Below are 20,040 nucleotides of genomic sequence, written 5' to 3'. Positions count from 1 at the left end.
AGCCGCATGACGATCGAGATCGCACGTGCCGACGACGTCGCGGGCGGGGAGGAGATCCTCGCCGACGACGCCCTCGCGTTCGTCGAGGAGCTGCACCATCGCTTCGACGCGCGTCGACGGGAACGGCTCGAGGCGCGCCGCGAGCGCCGCGACCGCATCGCGCGCGGCGAGGAACGTCTCGGATTCCTCGCCGAGACGGCCGACGTCCGGTCCGGCGACTGGAGCGTGCCTCCGCCTCCGCCGGCGCTCGTCGACCGCCGCGTCGAGATCACCGGTCCGGCGGCGCCCGCGAAGATGGCGATCAACGCGCTCAACTCGGGTGCGCGCGTATGGCTCGCCGACCTCGAGGACGCCTGCAGCCCGACGTGGGCGAACATCGTCGGCAGCATCCGCAACCTGCGCGACGCTGCGCGCGGCACGCTCGCCTTCACGTCGCCCGAGGGCAAGGAGTACGCGCTGCGAGACGACATCCGCCGGCCGACCGTCGTGACGCGTCCGCGCGGATGGCACCTGCCCGAGAAGCACGTCCTGGTCGACGGCGAGCGCGCTTCGGCCTCCCTCGTCGACTTCGGCCTGCACGCGTTCCACACTGCGCAGCTGCTCATCGACCGCGGCGACGCACCGTTCTACTACCTGCCCAAGCTCGAGTCGCACCTCGAGGCGCGCCTCTGGAACGACGTGTTCTCGTTCGCCGAGGAGCGGATGTCGCTCGCGCCGGGTACCATCCGGGCGACGGTGCTCATCGAGACCATCCCGGCGGCGTTCGAGATGGACGAGATCCTGTACGAGCTGCGCGACCACGCGTCGGGCCTGAACGCCGGCCGATGGGACTACCTGTTCAGCATCATCAAGGTGTTCCGCGACGCAGGGCCCGAGTTCGTCGTGCCCGACCGGGCCTCGGTGGCGATGACCGCGCCGTTCATGCGCGCGTACACCGAGCTCCTCGTGAAGACGTGCCACCGCCGCGGTGCGGTCGCCATGGGCGGCATGGCGGCGTTCGTGCCGAACCGCGCCGACCCCGAGGCGACCGCGGTCGCGTTCGAGAAGGTGCGGGCCGACAAGGCGCGCGAGGCCGACGACGGGTTCGACGGCTCGTGGGTCGCGCACCCCGACCTGGTGCCCGTCTGCCGCGAGGTGTTCGACGGCGTGCTGGGCGACCGGCCGAACCAGCTCGATCGGCAACGGCCCGAGGTCGAGGTGTCCGCGGCAGAGCTGCTCGACGTCGCCGCGACGGGCGGGCAGGTCACCGAGGCGGGCCTCCGCACGAACCTGTCGGTCGCCGTGGCCTACCTCGCCGTCTGGCTCTCGGGCAACGGCGCGGTCGCCCTGCACAGTCTCATGGAGGATGCCGCCACCGCCGAGATCTCGCGCTCGCAGGTGTGGCAGCAGCTGCGGCACGAGACCGTGCTCGCCGACTCAGGTCGGCGGCTGACGCCCGCGCTCGTGCGCGAGGTGCTCGACGACGAGGTCGCCGCCCTGCGCGCCGACGTGCCGCCGGACCGGTTCACGGCCCACTACGAGCCGGCGGCCCGACTAGTGGCCGACCTGTGCCTCGCCGACGAGTACGTCGACTTCCTCACGCTCCCCGCCTACGAGCTGCTGGAGTGAGCGTGCGCACCGCCCTCTCCGCCGCCGATCTCGCCGCGATCGACGCCCGGCTCGTCGCGACCGACGAGCTGCTCGCCCGCGCCTACCCGGGCGACGACAGCTCCCGCCAGCCGGTGCACACGGTGTACGTGCCCGGCGACCGGTTCACGCCCGAGCTCACGACGGTGTGGGGCCGACTGGCGCGCGAGGCGGTCGAGGCCGCGGGTGGCCTCGACGCGGTCGCGGGCCTGATCGGCTTCGACGAGCGGCTCGCGGCGGCGGTCGTGCCGCGCGTGCACGTCAAGCTGGACCGCGAACCGATCGAGGACCTCCGCATCGACTTCGAGGACGGGTACGGCGACCACGGCGACGAGCACGAGGACGCCGACGCGGTCCGCGCCGCGCGCCGGGTGCTCGCCGCCGAGGGGGCCGGCTTCGCGCCGCGATCCATCGGCATCCGCTTCAAGAGCTTCGAGGCCGCGACTCGCGTGCGCGGCATCCGGACGCTCGATCTCTTCATCACGACGCTCGTCGAGCACGGCGGAGTGCCCGACGGCCTCGCCCTGACCCTGCCGAAGGTCTCGACGGTCGCCCAGGTCGAGGCGATGGCCGACGTCGCGGCGGCCCTCGAGCGCGTGCACGGCCTGCCCGACGGCCGGCTGCGATTCGAGGTGCAGGTCGAGACGCCGCAGCTCGTGCTCGGCCCCGACGGCGTCGCGCCGGTGGCCCGGCTCGCACTCGCGGGCCGCGGCCGGGTGAGCGCACTGCACTTCGGCACGTACGACTTCAGCGCGTCGCTCGGCATCGCCGGGCCGTACCAGTCGCTCGAGCATCCGGCGGCCGACCACGCGAAGCACGTGATGCAGCTCGCGGTCGCGGGCACGGGCATCCGCCTGTCGGACGGTTCGACCAACGTGCTGCCGGTCGGCGACCGCGCCCCGGCAGCCTGGCGACTGCACGCGCGCCTCGTGCGTCGCTCGCTCGAGCGCGGGTTCCCGCAGGGCTGGGACCTGCACCCCGCGCAGCTGCCGACCCGCTTCCTCGCGACGTACGCCTACTATCGCCAGAGCTACGCCGGGGCCGCCGCGCGCCTGCGCGACGTGCACGACCGACGCGCGGGCGGCGTGCTCGACGAACCGGCCACGGCGCGCGCGCTCGCCGGGTTCGTGCGGCACGGCGTGCTGTGCGGTGCGCTGACCTCCGACGAGGTCGAGGCCGACACCGGGTTCGACGAGCGAGCGCTCACCGCGCTCGCGCGCGTGAGGGAGGGCGCATGAGCTACTTCACCCCGCCGGGCGGACTGCCGGGCCAGTCCGAGCTGCTCACCGACCGGGCGATCGTGACCGAGGCGTACACCGTGATCCCGAAGGGCGTGCTCCGCGACATCGTCACGAGCAACCTGCCCGGCTTCACGCGGACGCGCTCGTGGATCCTCGCGCGGCCCATCGCCGGCTTCGCGACGACGTTCGCGCAGCTCATCGTCGAGGTCGCGTCGGGCGGCGGTTCCGAGCGTCCCGAGCGCGAGCCGGGCGTCGAGGGCGTCGTGTTCGTGACGGCGGGCGCACTCACGCTGCGCCTCGACGGCGAGCGGCACGTGCTCGAACCCGGCGGCTACGCGTACCTCGCCGCCGGAGCCGAATGGGCGATCGCCAACGACGGCGACGCGATCACGAGCTTCCATTGGATTCGGAAGGCGTACGAGCCGCTCGACGACGTCGCCGCGCCGCGGTCGTTCGTGACGAACGACGCCGAGGTCGAGCCGCGTCCCATGCCCGACACCCAGGGCGCCTGGGCGACCACCCGCTTCGTCGATCCCGACGACCTCGCGCACGACATGCACGTGAACATCGTGACCTTCCAGCCCGGCGGCGTGATCCCGTTCGCCGAGACGCACGTCATGGAGCACGGGCTCTACGTGCTCGAGGGCAAGGGCGTGTACCGGCTCAACGGCGACTGGGTGGAGGTCGAGGCGGGCGACTTCATGTGGCTGCGCGCATTCTGCCCGCAGGCCTGCTACGCGGGCGGCCCGGGTCCCTTCCGGTACCTGCTCTACAAGGACGTGAACCGGCAGGTGCGGCTCACCGATCCGGCCGGCGGTCCGGCCGGCGGGCCGCGGTGGTGAGCGAGCGGATGTCCCGGGGCGGGCCGGTCGAGGCCGGCACCGCGCCGTACGACCTCGTCGTCACCGGCGCGCGGGTCCTGGTCGCCGGCGCGTTCGCGCCTGCCGAGGTGGGCGTGCGCGACGGGACCGTCGCGGCGATCGAGTCGCTCGGCGCCGGGCTCGAGGGCGTGCGGATGGCGCGGCTCGCCGACGACGAGGTGCTCATCCCGGGCCTGGTCGACACGCACGTGCACGTGAACGAACCCGGACGGACCGAGTGGGAGGGTTTCCGTACCGCGACGCGCGCGGCCGCCGCCGGCGGCGTCACGACGATCGTCGACATGCCCCTCAACAGCATCCCGCCCACGACCTCGGTCGCCGCGCTCGAGGTCAAGCGCCGGGCCGCGGCGGCCGCCGGTCTCTCCGTCGACGTCGGGTTCTGGGGCGGCATCGTGCCGGGCAATCTCGCCGACCTGCGGCCGCTCGTCGCCGAGGGCGTGTACGGATTCAAGTGCTTCCTGGTCGACTCGGGCGTTCCCGAGTTCCCGCCCGTGACCGCGCCGGAGCTCGAGGCGGCGATGCGGGTGCTCGCCGATCTCGACCGGCCCGTGATCGTGCACGCCGAGGACCCCGCCGTCATCCGCTCGGCGCCGGCGGCGAACGGCCGGCGTTACGCGGACTTCCTGGCGTCCCGACCGCCGGCCGCCGAGGCGGCCGCGATCACGACGGTGATCGAGGCCGCGCGGCGCACGGGCGCCCGGGCGCACATCCTGCACCTGAGCTCGGCGGCGGCGCTGCCGCTCATCGCCGCGGCGAAGCGAGACGGCGTGCGGATCACCGCCGAGACCTGCCCGCACTACCTCTCGCTCGTGGCCGAGGACGTGCCCGCCGGGGCGACGGACTACAAGTGCTGTCCGCCCATCCGGGAGACCGACAACCGCGACGCGCTCTGGGGCGGGCTCGAGGACGGCACGATCGACCTCGTCGTGACCGATCACTCTCCCGCGCCGGCCGACCTCAAGCACGCCGGCGACGGCGACTTCGCCGAGGCGTGGGGCGGCATCGCGTCCCTCCAGGTGGGACTGCCCGTGGTCTGGACCGAGGCGCGGCGCCGCGGCATCCCGATCGAGCGCGTCGTCGGATGGATGGCGTCGGCGCCCGCGCGCATGGCCGGCGTCGAGGGCAAGGGGCAGATCGCGGTCGGCGCCGCGGCCGACCTGGCCGTGGTCGCGCCCGATGCCGAGTTCGCCGTGGATGCGGCGCGGCTCGAGCACCGTCATCCGATCACGCCGTACGACGGGCGCACGCTGCAGGGTGTCGTCCGCGCGACGTACCTGGCGGGCGAGCCGGTCGACGGCGGGGCAACGCGCGGGCGGATGCTGCGCCATCCGTGACCCGTCGTCCCGACCCTGCTATCCATCTGGACAATTCGCGCGCCGGCGGCTACCGTACCCACCATGCGAATCCTCCTCGTCGGCGCCGGAGGCGTCGGAGACGCCATCGCCAAGATCGCCGCACGCCGCTCGTTCTTCGAGCTCATCGTCGTGAGCGACTACGACGAGTCGCGGGCGACCCGCACGGTCGAATGGATCCGTGCGCGGCACGGCGACGATGTGGCTGCCCGGTTCGCCACGGCCCAGATCGACGCGAGCGACCCTGAGGTCGTGGCATCCGTCGCGCGCGAGCACGGCGCAACCCACGTGATGAATGCGGTCGAGCCGAAGTTCGTGCCCTCGATCTTCGCCGGCGCGCTCGCCGCGGGCGCCGATTACCTCGACATGGCGATGAGCCTGTCGGAACCGCATCCCACCGAGCCGTACGCCGAGCCGGGCGTGAAGCTCGGCGACGACCAGTTCGCGCAGGCAGGCGACTGGGAGAAGGCGGGCCGCGTCGCCCTCGTGGGCATGGGCGTCGAGCTGGGGCTCTCCGATGTGTTCGCGCGGTACGCCGCCGACCACCTCTTCAGCGAGATCGACGAGCTCGGCACGCGCGACGGCGCCAACCTCGTCGTGCGCGACGATGCCGGCAACGAGATCTTCGCGCCGTCGTTCTCGATCTGGACGACGATCGAGGAGTGTCTCAACCCCCCGGTCGTCTGGGAGAAGGATCGCGGCTGGTACACGACCCCGCCGTTCAGCGAGCCCGAGGTGTTCGAGTTCCCCGAGGGCATCGGGCCGGTCGAGTGCGTGAACGTCGAGCACGAGGAGGTGCTCCTCATGCCGCGGTGGGTCGACGCCAAGCGCGTGACCTTCAAGTACGGTCTCGGCGACGAGTTCATCGGCGTGCTCAAGACGCTCAACCTGCTCGGGCTCGACAAGACCGCGCCGATCCGGGTCCGGAGCGCGAACGGTCCGGTCGAGGTCGCGCCGCGCGACGTCGTCGCCGCGGCCCTGCCCGACCCCGCCACGATCGGCCCGCGCATGACGGGCAAGACGTGCGCGGGCCTGTGGGTGACGGGCACCGGCACGGATGGCACACCCCGCGAGGTGTACCTCTACCACGTGAGCGACAACGAGTGGACGATGCGCGAGTACGAGGCCCAGTGCGTCGTCTGGCAGACCGCGCTCAACCCCGTCATCGCCCTCGAGCTGCTCGCGACCGGGGCCTGGCATGGCGTCGGCGTGCTCGGGCCCGAGGCGTTCGACGCGCAGCCGTTCCTCGACCTGATGGCGCGCGCCGAGGCCGACGGTGGCTACGGCCAGGCGTGGGGCATGGAGGACCGCCTCGCGCGCTGAGCGGCGCGTTGCGACATCCGTTCCTCGAGTGCCGCTTCTGCGCTCGAGTGCGGTTCGACGGCGTCCTCCAAAGCAGAAGCGGCACTCGTGCGCGCGCATCCGACCGGTCGACCCCGCGCGATAGGGTCGCGGGCATGACGGATGGCCCGGAGCTCGCTGCGGTCGCGCTCGCGGCCCGCGCACTCGCCGATGATGCCGACCGGCGCTCTGGCGTCGTCACGCGCGAGGCGCGCATGGACGAGCTGGCGGGCACGCTCGCCCGCTTCGACGCGACCTGGGGCGTTGGGCGCACGGTCGACCTCGCGTCGCTGACCGCGATCGCGCACGCGGGCAACACCGTGCTCCTCGCCGTCCCGGCGCCGGGGCGAGCCCAAGCCGCGGGCGAACTCGCCGCACCCGACGAACCGCCGCTCGGGGCCGCGCTCGGCTTCCTGGGCTGGACCGGCGGACTCCACGTGCACTCGCACATGAACGCGGTCGACCCGAGCGCGCGCGGGCGCGGCATCGGCGTCGCACTCAAGTTGCGGCAACGTGCGATTTGCCTCGAGCACGGCATCGAGGAGGTGCGCTGGACGTACGATCCGCTCATCCGCCGCAACGCGCGGATGAACCTGGTGCGCCTCGGCGCAGAGGTGATCGCGTACCACCCCGACTTCTACGGCGAGTTGCGCGACGCGATCTCGGGCGGCGACCGCAGCGACCGGTTCGAGGTGCGCTGGCGGCTGGCCTCGCCGCGCGTCGAGCGGGCCCTGCAGCGGATGCCGCAGCCCGCGTGGCGATCGGAGGGCGGACTCGCGCTCACGGCCGATTTCGAGGGCGTGCGGGCCGCCGACCCGCGGGCGGCGGCGGACCTCCGGGCTGCGTCGCGCGAGGCGTTCGCGGCGCTGGCGGACGGGCGGCTGCGCCCGGAGCTCGACGAGCGCGGAGACTACGTGTTCACGGCCGACGACGCCGACCGCGCGCCATCCGCCTCGGTGCCGCCGACGACGCCCGGCTCGTGAGGAGGCGCCACCCCACCAGTCGACTCGCGTACGACGATGCGGAACTCGGGCTTGACCTGGCGCGGCGGCCGGCGCTCGCCCTTCTCGAGGATGCGCTCCGAGAGCAGTTCGACGGCGATCTCCGCGATTTCGTCGCGCCCCGGGTCGACGCTCGACATCGACGGAACCGAGAATCGCGACTCGTCGATGTTGTCGAAGCCGATGACGGCCACGTCCTCGGGCACGCGCAAGCCGGCCTCGCCGAGCGAACGCAGTACGCCCAGGCCGAGGGTGTCGTTGAGGGCGAAGACGGCGTCGAACGACACGCCCTCGTCGATCATGCGCCAGGTCGCTGCCGCTCCAGTCTCACGGTTCCACGGCTGCGCGACGCGGATGAGCCGGGAATCATCGGCGATGCCCGCGGCCGCGAGCGCCTGCCGGTATCCGTCCAGTCGGAGTGATCCGGAGCTCGCATCGCCGTGCGGCGACTCGGGTGCGCCGATGAGGGCGATGCGGGTGCGCCCGAAGCCGAGGAGGTGCTCGACCGCCGCTCGTGCCGAGGTGACGTTGTGCATCGTCACGTGATCCGTCGGACCGCCGAAGATCCGCTCGCCGAGCAGGACCAGCGGGATCGAGACGTCGAGTGCCTCGGCATCGGCCTGGCCCAGGCTGACGGGACTGAACAACAGGCCATCGGTGAGATGGAGCCTGCCGCCCGAGAGCGATCGGAGTTCCTTCTCGCGGTCGCCGTTCGTCTGCTCGATCAGCACGCTCAGATCGCGACGCTCGGCCGCCCGGATGACGGAGTCGGCCAACTCGGCGAAGTAGTTCTCGCGAAGGGAAGGGACGGCGAGGCCGATGACCCCGGTGCGGCCGGATCGAAGTCCCCGCGCCGACACGTTGGGGCGATACCCGAGCTCGCGGATCGCGCTCAGCACTCGTTCGCGCGTCTGCGGCCGGACGTGCGGGTAGTCGTGCACCACGTTCGAGACGGTCTTGATGGAGACGCCTGCCACCCTGGCGACATCGTGCAGCGTGGCCCCCAATGTCGCCTCCGTCCTGCTCCGCGCCCCAGCGCCACTGTACTCCAGCGATTCTCCCGCACCCGGAGCGCGTCAGTGCGACTCGCGGGCCACGTCCGGACCGCTCGCGCCGACCAGGAAATCGAGGTCGGCCCCGGTGTCGGCCTGGAGCACGTGGTCGACGTACAGCCGCTCCCATCCGCGGACCGGGGCCGCGAAGGCATCCGACGTGGCGCCCGGCACCCGACGACGCTGCAGTTCCTCATCGGGGACGAGGAGCTCGATCCGACGGCCACCCACGTCGAGCAGGATCTCGTCGCCATCCTGCACGAGCCCGAGCGGACCGCCCGCGGCGGCCTCGGGGCTCACGTGCAGCACCACCGTGCCGTACGCGGTGCCGCTCATCCGGCCGTCGCAGATGCGCACCATGTCCCGCACCCCCTGCTCGAGCAGCTTCCGGGGCAGTGGCATGTTCGCCACCTCTGGCATGCCCGGGTATCCCCGCGGTCCGCACCCGCGCAGGACGAGCACCGACGAGGCGTCGACATCCAGGTCGGGGTCGTCGATGCGGGCGTGCAGGTCCTCGACCGAGTCGAACACGACGGCCCGACCCCGGTGCTCGAGCAGCTCAGGGCTGGCGGCGGCGGGCTTGATGATCGCACCGGTCGGTGCGAGGTTGCCGCGCAGCACCGCGATGCCGGCGGCGTCGAGCAACGGCTCGGAGCGAGGCGAGATGACGTCGGCGTCCCAGATCTCCTGGTCGTCGAGGTACTCCACGAGCGGGCGTCCGGTCACGGTGATCGCCGTGGGGTCGAGCAGGTCGCGCACCTGGTCGAGCACGGCGAGCAGGCCGCCCGCGCGGAAGAAGTCCTCCATCAGGTAGCGGCCGGCCGGCTGCAGGTTGACGAGCAGCGGGACGTCGGCGGCGATGCGGTCGAAGTCCTCGAGGGTGAGGTCGATGCCGAGGCGCCCCGCGATGGCGAGCAGGTGCACCACGGCATTCGTCGAGCCGCCGATGGCGGCGAGCGTGACGATGGCGTTGTGGAAGGACGCCGCCGTGATGGTCGTGCTGGGTGTGCGGCCCTCTGCGACCATCTCGACGACGAGCCTGCCGGTCGCGTGCGCGCCCTCGAGCAGTCGGCTGTCGGGAGCGGGCGTCCCCGCGATGCCCGGGATCGTCGTCCCGAGCGCCTCGGCGAGCAGCCCCATCGTCGAGGCGGTGCCCATGGTGTTGCAGTGACCCCGGCTTCGGATCATGGACGACTCGGAGCGGGTGAAGAGCTTCTCGGAGAGGGTGCCGGCGCGCACCTCCTCGCTGAGCTTCCACACATCGGTTCCGCAGCCGAGGGGAACGCCGCGGAACGTGCCGTTCAGCATCGGCCCGCCGGGCACCACGACGGCGGGGATGTCGACCGATGCGGCGGCCATGAGCAGGGAGGGGATGGTCTTGTCGCACCCTCCCAGCAGGACCACGCCGTCGATCGGATTGGCGCGCAGCATCTCCTCGATCGCCATCGCCGCCATGTTGCGCCACAGCATCGCCGTCGGCCGCACCTGCGTCTCGCCGAGCGAGACGACGGGCAGGTTCAGCGGGATGCCGCCCGCCTCGTAGACGCCCTGCTTGACGCTCTGGGCGACCTCGTCGAGATGGGAATTGCACGGCGTGAGGTCGGAGGCGGTGTTCGCGATCGCGATCTGAGGTCGGTCGAAGGCGTCGGCGGGGATGCCCCGTCTCATCCATGCGCGGTGGAGGTAGGCGTTCCGATCGGTGCCGTCGTACCACTGCGAACTGCGTCGTTCGTTCATTGCATTCCACTCCTCGGCGGGGCGTCCCGGCGCCCCGGTGTCGTCAGGTCATCGGTCGGTGGGCTCACGGCGTCGCGTCCGCCACTCGTCGGGTCGTGGCTCGGGGAACGGGCGGCGGAGTCGGCGGCGAGCGCGGCGATCAGGGAACGGACACCGAAGGTCCACGGCTCGAGCTGCTCGCTGATCCCGACGGTGTTGACGAGCGATCCGAGCGCCGGGCTCGAGATCGTGACCCGGTCGCCCACGCGGTGGGTGAAGCCGCGTCCGTCCACACCGCGATCCTGCACCGGAGCGAACAGCGTGCCCGTGAACAGGGCGAAGCCGTCGGGATACTGGTGATGGGCGCCACACACCGCTGCGATGAGTTCCTCGAAGGGCCGGCTGATGCGGTCGAGCGCGTTCGTTCCCTCGAGGATGAAGCCGTCCGCGCCCTCGACCCGCAGCCCGATGGTCTCCGAGCGCAGGCGGTCGAGACCGAAGCCCGCGTCGAACAGTCGCAGGAAGGGTCCGACCGCGCACGATGCGTTGTTGTCCTTCGCCGATCCCAGCAGCAGCGCGCTGCGTCCCTCGATGTCGCGCAGGTTCACGTCGTTCCCGAGCGTGGCCGCGACCGGCGTGCCTCGCGAGTCCATGACCAGGACGAGCTCGGGCTCGGGGTTGTTCCACCTCGATTCCCGTCGCACGCCGACCTGGGCACCGAAGCCGACGGAGGAGAGGACCGGGGCTTTCGTGAACACCTCGGGGTCCGGACCGATGCCGACTTCGAGGTACTGCGACCAGAGGCCTTCGGCCACGAGCGCCTCCTTCAGCTCCATCGCCTCCGGGGAGCCCGGTCGGACCCGGTCCAGCTCGCGGCCGATGGCGTCGGCGACGCGCTCGCGGATGGCATCCGCGGCGCTCGGGTCGCCGCCGGCGCGTTCCTCGATGACCCGTTCGAGCAGGGAGTCGGCGAACGTGACTCCGCACGCCTTGACGACCTGCAGGTCGATCGGGGCGAGCAGCCGCGGACGCGACGGGTCGCGCGCCAGCGAGGCGTGGAGGACGTCGTCGAGTTCCCAGGAGCGCGCGGCCGGGTCGGCGCCCCCGAGCGCTCCATGCACGTCGCCGAGGTCGAGCAGGTCCGAGACGGTCGCCGAGACCGATGAGACGTCGACCAGGGCATCGCCGCGCACGACGGCAACGGCGGGCGCGGCTCGCCCGGGATCGCTCACGCGGGCGATCAGCAGCGCCTCCTCGGCGTCGTCGGGCAGGAACCCGAGGATCGATCCTGCCGGCTCCGTGGTCGTCACGAGGGCCTCCTCCTGCGGGCCTCGATGCCCGCTCCGCTCGAAACGATGACATACTCGCCCGAAACATCGAAGGCCGAGGGAGGGCCGGGATGCGGGCGGAACGGATCACCGGGCGCGTCGCGTACCACGGCGAGGGCGCCTTCTGGGACGACAGGGACGACCGCCTGCGATTCGTCGACATGCTCGCGGGCGCGGTCGTCACGCTCCTGCCGACGGGGACCGTCAGCCGGCGGCAGGTCGGTGAGGTGGCCGCCGTCATCCGGCACCGCTCCGGCGGCGGTTACGTCGTCGCGGGGGCGCGCGACATCCTGCTGCTCGATGCGGACTGGGGACCCGAGCGATCGATCCCAGTGCTCGACGACCCCGCGATGCGCTTGAACGAGGGTGGATGCGACGCCGCCGGGCGCTTCTACATCGGGTCGATGGCGTACGACATGACGGCGGGCGCGGGGACGCTGTACCGCCTCGACCCGAACGGCCGCCTCGGCACCGCCCTGACGACCGTCACGATCCCGAACGGGCTCGTCTGGTCGGCGGATGGCGCCCGCGCGTTCCACAACGACACGGCCGCGGCGACCATCACTGCATACGATGCCGACCCCGACGGGCGACTGCTCGATCCCCGGGTGCTGGTCCGATTCGAGCCCGGTGGCGCCGCGCCGGACGGAATGGCGATCGACGCCGACGGCGGGCTGTGGGTCGCGTTGTGGGGTGGGGCGCGCGTGCACCGCTACTCGCCGGACGGCATCCTCGACGAGGTCGTCGACGTACCGGGCGCGCACCATGTGACGTCGTGCGCCTTCGGCGGCGACGACCGGCGGACGCTGTTCATCACCACCTCGGTAGAGGGGATCGAGCCTGCCGCGCGCGGTGCCGGCGGCTCGCTGTTCGCCGTCGACCTCGCGGTCGCCGGCGCGCCTGTGCACGCCTACGCCGGCTGACGGCCGCTCGACGTCCCGGAAGTTTCGTCCACGCCCTTGACAACTTCCGGTCGCGGGCGGATACTCACTGCAACGTTGCATATACAACGTTGTACACCCTGGCGGAATATTCGCAAGTCGTCCGATTCGCTCGACCTGTCGTTCCGTATCTGGGAATGCACCGACAAGGATGTCCACGCTTCCGAAAGGGAACCCCAGTGAAGACCAAGCACCTCCTGGCCGCGACGGCCACGGTCGTTCTCGCCGGCTCGCTCGCCGCCTGCACCCCCGGCGAGGACAGTGGCAATGACGACGCCAACTGCACCAACACCATCCCCAAAGCCGACCTGCCCGTGGTGACGATGTGGGCCTGGTATCCGAACATGGAGCTCGTCGTCGACAACTTCAACGAGCAGAACGACGAGGTCCAGGTCTGCTGGACCAACGCCGGTGCCGGCGGTGACGCGTACGACAAGTTCCAGACGGCGATCTCGGCCGGAAGCGGGGCCCCCGACGTGGTCATGCTCGAAGCCGACCGCATCCCGACGTTCCAGGCCCAAGATGCGCTCGTGGAGCTCAACGACCTCGGCTACGAGGACGTGAAGGACGACTTCAGCGATGGCGCCTGGAAGGACGTCTCGGTCGGTGAGGGCATCTACGGGGCTCCCGTCGACGGTGGCCCGATGGGAATGATCTACCGCAAGGACATCTTCGAGCAGTACGGCCTCACGCCGCCGACCACCTGGGCGGAGTACGAGGAGGCGGCACAGGCGCTGAAAGACGCCGGCGGCCCGTTCTTCGGCGACCTCGGTTCCAACGTCCCGGCGGTGATGATGGCGCTGCAGTACCAGAACGGCGCCCAGCCGTTCACCTACGACGCGGCAGAGCCGGAGAAGATGGGCATCACCCTCAACGACGACGCCTCGAAGGAGGTGCTCGACTACTGGGCCGGGCTCTCCTCGAAGGGCCTGGTCGGCAAGCAGGACCAGTTCACGCCCGAGTACATCTCGGGAGTGATCGGCGGCGAATACGCGACCTACCTCTCGGCCGCGTGGGCGCCCGGGTACCTGCAGGGCGCCGGGGTCGGCGAGGGTGCCGACGAGGGCGTGTGGGCGGTCGCCCCGCTGCCGCAGTGGGATCCCGACAACCCCGTCTCGGTGAACTGGGGAGGCTCCGCGTTCTCGGTGACCAAGCAGGCCGACGACCCGGAGCTCGCCGCCCAGGTGGCGTTCGGCGTCTACGCCGACGAGGCGTCGCTCGAGGACGGCTGGCAGAACCAGATCATCTTCCCGCTCAACGTGAACGTCCTGGAGGACCCGGCGTTCCAGGACTACGAGGTGCCGTTCTTCGACGGCCAGCAGGCGAACAAGGAGGTGTACGTACCGGCGGCGAACGCCTACACGGGCATGACCTACACGCCGATCGGGCAGTACTACTACTCCGCGTTCACGGAGCAGATCGCCGCCATCAACGAGGGCTCGGTCAGCGGGTCCGAAGCCGCCGACGCACTCCAGGAGGACGTCGTGGGCTACGCGGAGGAACAGGGCTACACCGTCGAATGACGTGAGCCTCGCGGGCCGGTCCGCCTCGCGGGCCGGCTCGCCTCCTTCCTTCCATCTCCACCTGATCGGGAGTATCTGCCATGACCGTCGATCTCATCGAAGAGGCCGCCGCCCCTCCACGAACCCGACGCCCGCGCACGAAGAGCGACGTCCGCCGCAATGTCACCGGGTGGGCCTTCGTCGCGCCCTTCGCCGTCGTCTTCCTGGCGTTCCTCATCGCTCCCCTCGTGTACGCCCTGTACCTCAGCCTCTTCCAGAAATCGCTCGTCGGGGGGACGCGCTTCGTCTTCTTCGGGAACTACCTGAAGGCGTTCAGCGATCCCAGCTTCCTCGACGGCGTCTGGTTCGTGATCAGCTTCTCGATCGTCCTGATCCCGCTGCAGATGGCGATCTCGCTCGCGATCGCCCTCATCCTCGACGTGGTCACGACGTCCTTCGCGCGGTTCTCGAGGCTGATGATCTTCCTGCCCTACGCGATTCCCGCCGTCATCGGCGCGCTGATGTGGGGCTTCCTGTACAGCCCGAACTTCGGTCCCATCGCCGACTTCTTCGACGCGTTCGGAGCGACGGGCCCGGACTTCCTCAGTTCGGACCTGATCTTCTACGGCCTGCTCAACATCGTGACCTGGCAGTGGGCCGGCTACTACATGATCATCCTCTACGCCGCCCTGCAGGGGATCGACCCGACTCTCTACGAGGCGGCTCGCATCGATGGTGCGTCGCAGTGGCAGATCGTCCTGCGAATCAAGATCCCGCTGGTCGCGCCCGCGCTGGTCCTGATCCTCGTGTTCGCCCTCATCGGGACCCTGCAGTTCTTCAACGAGCCCAAGATCCTCCAGCAGCTCGCGGCCGGGGCGATCCCCGATGACTTCACGCCGAACATGTACGCCTACGAGCAGGCCTTCACGTTGGCGAACTACAACTACGGCTCGGCCATCTCGTTCGCGCTCGGCGCCGTCGTGTTCATCTGCGTCTACATCTTCCTGTTCTCCACACGCAAGCGAGGGAGCTTCCTCTCATGAGTGCCAGCGTCACTCGCGCCACGCGCCGTCCGACGCGGTACGTCTCGCTCCAGATCGTGCTCGGCGTCCTCATGGTCTACTTCCTCGTGCCCTTCTGGTGGGTCGTGGTCAACAGTTCGAAGACCTCGGCGGGACTGTTCGGAGGCGGAAGCGCGCTCTGGTTCGCGGACGACATCGATTACCTCGGCAACCTCCAGCAGCTGTTCACCTACGGCGGCGGCATCTACCTCCAATGGCTGTTCAACTCGGCGCTGTACGCGATCGTCGGCGGGGTCGGAGCCACGGTGCTCGCGGTGCTCGCCGGCTACGGCTTCGCCAAGTACCAGTTCGGCGGGCGGCGGCTCGGCTTCGCCGTGCTCCTGGGTTCGGTCATGGTGCCCTCGACGGCACTCGTCATCCCGACGTTCGTGCTCTTCGCTCAAGCGGGCATGACGAACACCATCTGGGCGGTCATCCTGCCGACGCTCCTCAATCCGTTCGGCGTGTACCTGATGTGCGTCTACGCGCGGGATGCGGTGCCCGACGAACTGCTCGACGCCGCCCGCGTCGACGGCGCCGGGGAGTTCCGCGTGTTCCTGCAGGTGGCGCTTCCGATGCTCCGGCCCGCGATCGTGACGGTGCTGCTGCTGTCGGTCGTGGCATCGTGGAACAACTACTTCCTGCCGCTCGCGATGCTCTCCGACAACCGCCTCTTCCCCGTGACGGTCGGGATCGGACTCTGGCAGGCGACGGCATCGACGTACGGCGCGGCCGGCGGGGAGAGCCTGTGGAGCATCGTCATCCTCGGGTCGCTGGTCTCGGTGATCCCGCTGATCATCGCGTTCCTGACCCTGCAGAAGTACTGGCAGGGTGGGCTCTCGATCGGAAGCCTCAAGTGACCGCGAGCCGCGCAACGGCTGCCCCAGACCACGCCCGAGACAGGCAACGAGGAATATGAAGCGAGCACATCTCACCATCGACCCGCACTTCGTCGTCGGCCGGGTGCAGCGCCGGCTGTTCGGCTCGTTCGTGGAGCACCTCGGTCGATGCGTGTACGACGGCATCTACGAGCCGGGCCATCCGAACGCCGATCCCGATGGGTACCGGTCCGACGTCATCGAACTCGTTCGCGAACTGGGGGTCTCGGCCATCCGCTACCCGGGTGGCAACTTCGTCTCCGGGTACCGCTGGGAGGACGGCGTCGGCCCGCGGGACGAGCGACCGCGGCGCCTCGACCTCGCCTGGCACTCGACCGAGACCAACGAGGTCGGCCTCGACGAGTTCGCATCATGGCTGCGCAAAGTCGGCAGCGAGCTGATGTACGCCGTCAACCTGGGCACGCGCGGTGTCCAGGAGGCCCTCGACGTGCTGGAGTACGCGAACATCCGATCCGGCACGACGTTGAGCGATCGACGGGTCGCGAACGGCTCGCCCGAGCCCCACGACATCCGCATGTGGTGCCTCGGCAACGAGATGGACGGCCCGTGGCAGCTCGGCCACGGGACCGCCGAGGAGTACGGCAGGCTCGCCTCGAAGACGGCCCGGGCGATGCGACAGGTCGACCCCGAGCTCGAGCTCGTCGCGTGCGGGAGCTCGAGCGCCCACATGCCGACCTTCGGGCACTGGGAGCGCACGGTCCTCGAGGAGACGTACGACGACGTCGATTACATCTCCTGCCACGCGTACTACGAGCCCAAGGGCGGGGACTACGGCAGTTTCCTCGCCTCAGGAGTCGACATGGACCGGTTCATCGACTCCGTCGTCGCGACGGCGGACCACGTGAAGTCCGCCCGCGGCAGCGAGAAGACGATGTACATCTCGTTCGACGAGTGGAACGTCTGGTACCAGTCGCGGTACAACGAGGTCGACCGCATCACCGACGTCGCGGAGTGGCCGGTCGCGCCGCGCCTCCTCGAGGACGTCTACTCGGTCGTCGACGCGGTCGTGTTCGGAAGCCTGCTCATCTCGCTCATCCGGCACGCCGATCGCGTGACGTCCGCGTCGCTGGCGCAGCTCGTGAACGTGATCGCGCCGATCATGACGGAGCCGGGCGGACCGGCCTGGCGGCAGACGACCTTCTTCCCGTTCTCGGTCACCTCCGCACTGGCCAAGGGCGACACGCTCGAGCTCAAGCTGGATTGCCCGACGTACTCGACGGCCCTCTACGGCGAGGTCCCCCTCGTGGACGCGGTGGCGACGTACGAGCCGGCGACCGGTGAGACCGCGGTGTTCCTGGTCAACCGCAGCCTCGACGAGGAGGTCTCCCTCGAGATCGACACGAGCATCCTCGACGGGCTGACGGTCCGTTCATTCCAGACGCTCAGCGACGAGGACATCCACGCGGTCAATACCCTCGAGGTGCAGGATCGCGTCCGCCTGCGCGACAACGACTCGGCGAGGACGACGGAGGGCGCGGTGACGGTGACGTTGCCACCCGTCTCGTGGTCCGCGCTCACGCTCGCATGATGACCGGGGAGCTCCTGCGCGTCGACGGTACGCGCATCATGGCTGGCGACGCTCCGGTCGTGCTGACCGGCCTCGGGCTGGGCGGCTGGATGAACATGGAGAACTTCATCACCGGCTATCCGGCGACCGAGTCGCAGCAGCGGCGGGCGCTGCGACGCGTGCTCGGCGACGAGGGGTACCGGCGGTTCTTCGACCGGTTCCTCTCGGTGTTCTTCACCGACGCGGATGCCGCCTTCCTGGCCGGCCTCGGACTGAACTCGGTGCGCGTGCCGTTCAACTACCGGCACTTCGAGGACGACGACGCCCCCTTCGTCATCACGGAGGAGGGATTCCGGCTGCTCGACTCGGTTGTCGAGGCGTGCGCCCGGCACGGGATCTACACGATCCTCGACCTCCATGCCCTGCCCGGGGCGCAGAACCAGCACTGGCACAGCGACAACCCCACGCAGTGGGCGCACTTCTGGAGCCAGCGGCAGTTCCAGGACCGGGTCGTGAACCTGTGGGAGCACATCGCCGAGCACTACCGCGGCAATCCGTGGGTCGCGGGATACAACCCCGTGAACGAGCCCGCCGATGCGCACGGCACGGCGATCCGGCCGTTCTACGAACGGCTCGAGGCGGCGATCCGTGCGATCGATCCGCATCACATCCTCTTCCTCGACGGCAACCGGTACTCCACCCAGTTCGACCAGCTGGGCGATCCCATGCCGAACTGCGTCTACACCGCGCATGACTATGCGCTCCCGGGGTTCGTCGACGGCGGACCGTATCCCGGCGTCAGCCGCGGTCGCTTCGTCGATCGCGACGTCGTCGAGGAGACCTTCCTCGAGCGCACGGCGTACATGCGGGAGACGGGGACGCCGATCTGGGTCGGCGAGTTCGGGCCGGTGTACACCGGCGACCCGGAGCGTGACGCTCAGCGTTTGCGGCTGCTGGAGGACCAGCTCGAGATCTACCGCCGTCACGATGCGAGCTGGGCCCTGTGGACCTACAAGGACATCGGGCTCCAGGGGCTCGTGCATGCCGATCCCGACTCGCCGTACCTCCGCCGGATCGCGCCGGTGCTCGAGAAGAAGGCGCGGCTCGGCGTCGACTCCTGGGGCTCCACCGATGCGGGCGTCCGGCACATCCTGGAGCCGATCGAGCGACTGTTCGAGACGGAGTTCCCCGACTTCCAACCGTATCCGTGGGGGGCGCGGCGATGGATCCACGGTCATATCCGCCACGTGATGCTCGCGGAGGCGATGGTGGACGAGTTCGCTCGGGCCTTCGAGGGCGTCGAGCCCGACGAGGCCGAGCGACTCGCCGACGCGTTCTCGTTCGATGCGGTCCGGGTGCGGGAGCCGCTCGCCGCCATCCTCGGTCGCGCAGCCACGCAGGGGTGACGCGCATGCGTCCCTCGCGATCGCTCACGGCGAAGGGGCGCGTGCGATCGTCACGCCTGCGGTGCGGGCGGGCTCATGGCGGATGAACGACGGTCGCGAGTCACGCTGGCCGCACTCGCCGCCGAGGCGGGCGTGTCCCTCACGACGATCTCGAAGGTGCTGAACGGCCACGCGGATGTCGCGCCGTCGACGCGATCCCGTGTCGAGGCGCTCCTCCGCCGCAGCGACTATCGACGGCGGGGGAGCGGCCGGCGCACCAGGGCCGTGGAACTCGTCCTGCCGAACCTCCACGGTCCGCTGTCGCTCGAGGTGATCGACGGCGTCCGTGAGGCGGCCGCTGCATCGGGCCTTTCGCTGACGCTGACGGTCAGTGGGAACGGGAACGGGAAGGCCGGCGACGACTCCTGGCTGGATGCCGTGCTGGAGCGGAGGCCCGCCGCGGTGATCGTGTACTCGGGTGTGGCCGCCGAGGTTCGCGAGGCGCTCCGGTCCCGCGACATCCCGGTGGTGGTACTCGAGCCGGCGGATGCGGCGGACCCCTCCGTTCCCGCGATCGGGGTCGCGCACTGGTCTGCTGCCGTCACGGCGACGCGCCACCTCATCGACCTGGGGCACCGGCGCGTCGCGGCGATCAGCGGGCCGGACGCCGTGGTGGGATCGCACGCACGCCTCGACGGCTACCGGTCGGCGATGCACCTGGCCGGGCTGCCGGTGCCCGAGGGCTGGGCCCGCTTCGAGGAGCTCGACGCCGAGGCCGGCGAACGCGTCGCGCTCGAGCTGCTCCGCTCCTCGCATCGGCCGACGGCGATCCTCGCCGGTGGTGACCTCCAGGCGCTCGGCGTCCTGAACGCGGCGCGCGCCGCTGGGCTCCGCATCCCCGAGGATCTCTCCCTCGTGGGGTACGACGATCAGCCCGTGTCGACGTCGTCGTCCCCGAGGCTCACGACGGTCCACCAACCGCTCCGCGAACTGGGCGTCGCGGCCACGCGGCTGGCGCTCCGGCTCGACGACCAGCGAGATGTCGAGCCCACGCGGCTCGACCTCGCGGCGACGCTCATCCTGCGCGATTCGACGGCGCCACCGCCCGATTCATATACAACGTTGGAAATCGACTCTTGACAACCAACCGCCACCGCGGACAGCATGAACGCGGGGTCCGATTTACGACGTTGTAAATGGGAGTTCG

16 protein-coding genes are annotated in these 20,040 nt (G+C 70.5%); 13 read left to right on the top strand and 3 right to left on the bottom strand.

Features of this window, described 5'->3' with window-relative positions:
* The first annotated feature begins 6 nt into the window (after positions 1-6).
* From aceB to BLT99_RS09820, 6 genes are all read left to right on the top strand, one after another.
* Complete coding sequence (aceB, locus tag BLT99_RS09845) at positions 7-1,608, top strand: malate synthase A (RefSeq protein WP_092671660.1); 1,602 nt, start codon at positions 7-9, stop codon at positions 1,606-1,608.
* A gap of 2 nt (positions 1,609-1,610) precedes the next feature.
* The gene (locus BLT99_RS09840) at positions 1,611-2,864 is read left to right on the top strand and encodes a DUF6986 family protein (RefSeq protein ID WP_092676020.1); all 1,254 of its coding nucleotides are present in this window, start codon (positions 1,611-1,613) and stop codon (positions 2,862-2,864) included.
* A complete protein-coding gene (locus BLT99_RS09835; RefSeq protein WP_092671658.1) occupies positions 2,861-3,709 on the top strand; it encodes a bifunctional allantoicase/(S)-ureidoglycine aminohydrolase in 849 nt (282 codons plus the stop codon). The genes BLT99_RS09840 and BLT99_RS09835 overlap by 4 nt, the downstream gene beginning before the upstream one ends.
* 8 nt (positions 3,710-3,717) lie before the next feature.
* Entirely contained in the window at positions 3,718-5,082 is a 1,365-nt protein-coding gene (gene allB, locus BLT99_RS09830) for an allantoinase AllB (protein WP_092676017.1), read from the top strand.
* Positions 5,083-5,145: 63 nt separating this feature from the next.
* Positions 5,146-6,423: a saccharopine dehydrogenase family protein gene (locus BLT99_RS09825; protein ID WP_092671655.1), complete on the top strand. Its 1,278-nt coding sequence runs from the start codon at positions 5,146-5,148 to the stop codon at positions 6,421-6,423.
* A 134-nt stretch (positions 6,424-6,557) separates the two neighbouring features.
* Positions 6,558-7,424, top strand: coding sequence for a hypothetical protein (locus tag BLT99_RS09820; protein WP_092671652.1), 867 nt, complete (start codon positions 6,558-6,560; stop codon positions 7,422-7,424).
* Here BLT99_RS09820 and BLT99_RS09815 read toward each other — a convergent pair.
* From BLT99_RS09815 to BLT99_RS09805, 3 genes are all read right to left on the bottom strand, one after another.
* Positions 7,352-8,449, bottom strand: coding sequence for a LacI family DNA-binding transcriptional regulator (locus BLT99_RS09815; RefSeq protein ID WP_092671649.1), 1,098 nt, complete (start codon positions 8,447-8,449; stop codon positions 7,352-7,354). The two genes, BLT99_RS09820 and BLT99_RS09815, sit on opposite strands and share 73 nt — an antisense overlap.
* Positions 8,450-8,518: 69 nt before the next feature.
* The gene (locus tag BLT99_RS09810; RefSeq protein WP_092671646.1) at positions 8,519-10,231 is read right to left on the bottom strand and encodes an IlvD/Edd family dehydratase; all 1,713 of its coding nucleotides are present in this window, start codon (positions 10,229-10,231) and stop codon (positions 8,519-8,521) included.
* Positions 10,228-11,520 (bottom strand): fumarylacetoacetate hydrolase family protein, encoded by a 1,293-nt coding sequence (locus tag BLT99_RS09805; RefSeq protein ID WP_229724312.1) that lies wholly within the window; start codon positions 11,518-11,520, stop codon positions 10,228-10,230. The genes BLT99_RS09810 and BLT99_RS09805 overlap by 4 nt, the downstream gene beginning before the upstream one ends.
* An 89-nt stretch (positions 11,521-11,609) precedes the next feature.
* On the opposite strand from BLT99_RS09805, the gene BLT99_RS09800 reads away from it, so the two are divergent.
* The 7 genes from BLT99_RS09800 to BLT99_RS09770 all read left to right on the top strand — a co-directional run bounded on the left by BLT99_RS09800 (position 11,610) and on the right by BLT99_RS09770 (position 19,973).
* Complete coding sequence (locus BLT99_RS09800) at positions 11,610-12,461, top strand: SMP-30/gluconolactonase/LRE family protein (RefSeq protein WP_092671643.1); 852 nt, start codon at positions 11,610-11,612, stop codon at positions 12,459-12,461.
* A 197-nt stretch (positions 12,462-12,658) separates the two neighbouring features.
* Entirely contained in the window at positions 12,659-14,002 is a 1,344-nt protein-coding gene (locus BLT99_RS09795) for an ABC transporter substrate-binding protein (protein WP_092671639.1), read from the top strand.
* Between the two features lie 80 nt (positions 14,003-14,082).
* A complete protein-coding gene (locus tag BLT99_RS09790; protein WP_092671636.1) occupies positions 14,083-15,024 on the top strand; it encodes a carbohydrate ABC transporter permease in 942 nt (313 codons plus the stop codon).
* Entirely contained in the window at positions 15,021-15,902 is an 882-nt protein-coding gene (locus BLT99_RS09785) for a carbohydrate ABC transporter permease (protein WP_092671633.1), read from the top strand. Before BLT99_RS09790 ends, BLT99_RS09785 begins: the two co-directional genes overlap by 4 nt.
* A 55-nt stretch (positions 15,903-15,957) precedes the next feature.
* Complete coding sequence (arfA, locus tag BLT99_RS09780; protein ID WP_092671630.1) at positions 15,958-17,469, top strand: arabinosylfuranosidase ArfA; 1,512 nt, start codon at positions 15,958-15,960, stop codon at positions 17,467-17,469.
* On the top strand, positions 17,469-18,854 hold the full coding sequence (locus BLT99_RS09775) for a glycoside hydrolase family 5 protein (RefSeq protein ID WP_197675484.1): 1,386 nt from the start codon (positions 17,469-17,471) through the stop codon (positions 18,852-18,854). The genes arfA and BLT99_RS09775 overlap by 1 nt, the downstream gene beginning before the upstream one ends.
* 75 nt (positions 18,855-18,929) lie before the next feature.
* A complete protein-coding gene (locus BLT99_RS09770) occupies positions 18,930-19,973 on the top strand; it encodes a LacI family DNA-binding transcriptional regulator (RefSeq protein WP_092671624.1) in 1,044 nt (347 codons plus the stop codon).
* The last annotated feature ends 67 nt before the right edge of the window (positions 19,974-20,040 follow it).

This window comes from Agromyces flavus (assembly GCF_900104685.1).
Classification (GTDB): domain Bacteria; phylum Actinomycetota; class Actinomycetes; order Actinomycetales; family Microbacteriaceae; genus Agromyces; species Agromyces flavus.
Note: the sequence above shows the minus strand (reverse complement) of the source record. Positions and strands in the feature narration are given on the sequence as shown.

What these genes read in the sequence shown, in the direction of transcription:
- arfA (WP_092671630.1), top strand. Translation starts at nt 15,958, where the DNA reads ATGAAGCGAGCACATCTCACCATCGACCCGCACTTCGTCGTCGGCCGG.
- allB (WP_092676017.1), top strand. Translation starts at nt 3,718, where the DNA reads ATGTCCCGGGGCGGGCCGGTCGAGGCCGGCACCGCGCCGTACGACCTC.
- BLT99_RS09810 (WP_092671646.1), bottom strand. Translation starts at nt 10,231, where the DNA reads ATGAACGAACGACGCAGTTCGCAGTGGTACGACGGCACCGATCGGAAC.
- BLT99_RS09835 (WP_092671658.1), top strand. Translation starts at nt 2,861, where the DNA reads ATGAGCTACTTCACCCCGCCGGGCGGACTGCCGGGCCAGTCCGAGCTG.
- BLT99_RS09775 (WP_197675484.1), top strand. Translation starts at nt 17,469, where the DNA reads ATGACCGGGGAGCTCCTGCGCGTCGACGGTACGCGCATCATGGCTGGC.
- aceB (WP_092671660.1), top strand. Translation starts at nt 7, where the DNA reads ATGACGATCGAGATCGCACGTGCCGACGACGTCGCGGGCGGGGAGGAG.
- BLT99_RS09820 (WP_092671652.1), top strand. Translation starts at nt 6,558, where the DNA reads ATGACGGATGGCCCGGAGCTCGCTGCGGTCGCGCTCGCGGCCCGCGCA.
- BLT99_RS09770 (WP_092671624.1), top strand. Translation starts at nt 18,930, where the DNA reads ATGGCGGATGAACGACGGTCGCGAGTCACGCTGGCCGCACTCGCCGCC.
- BLT99_RS09825 (WP_092671655.1), top strand. Translation starts at nt 5,146, where the DNA reads ATGCGAATCCTCCTCGTCGGCGCCGGAGGCGTCGGAGACGCCATCGCC.
- BLT99_RS09800 (WP_092671643.1), top strand. Translation starts at nt 11,610, where the DNA reads ATGCGGGCGGAACGGATCACCGGGCGCGTCGCGTACCACGGCGAGGGC.
- BLT99_RS09785 (WP_092671633.1), top strand. Translation starts at nt 15,021, where the DNA reads ATGAGTGCCAGCGTCACTCGCGCCACGCGCCGTCCGACGCGGTACGTC.
- BLT99_RS09790 (WP_092671636.1), top strand. Translation starts at nt 14,083, where the DNA reads ATGACCGTCGATCTCATCGAAGAGGCCGCCGCCCCTCCACGAACCCGA.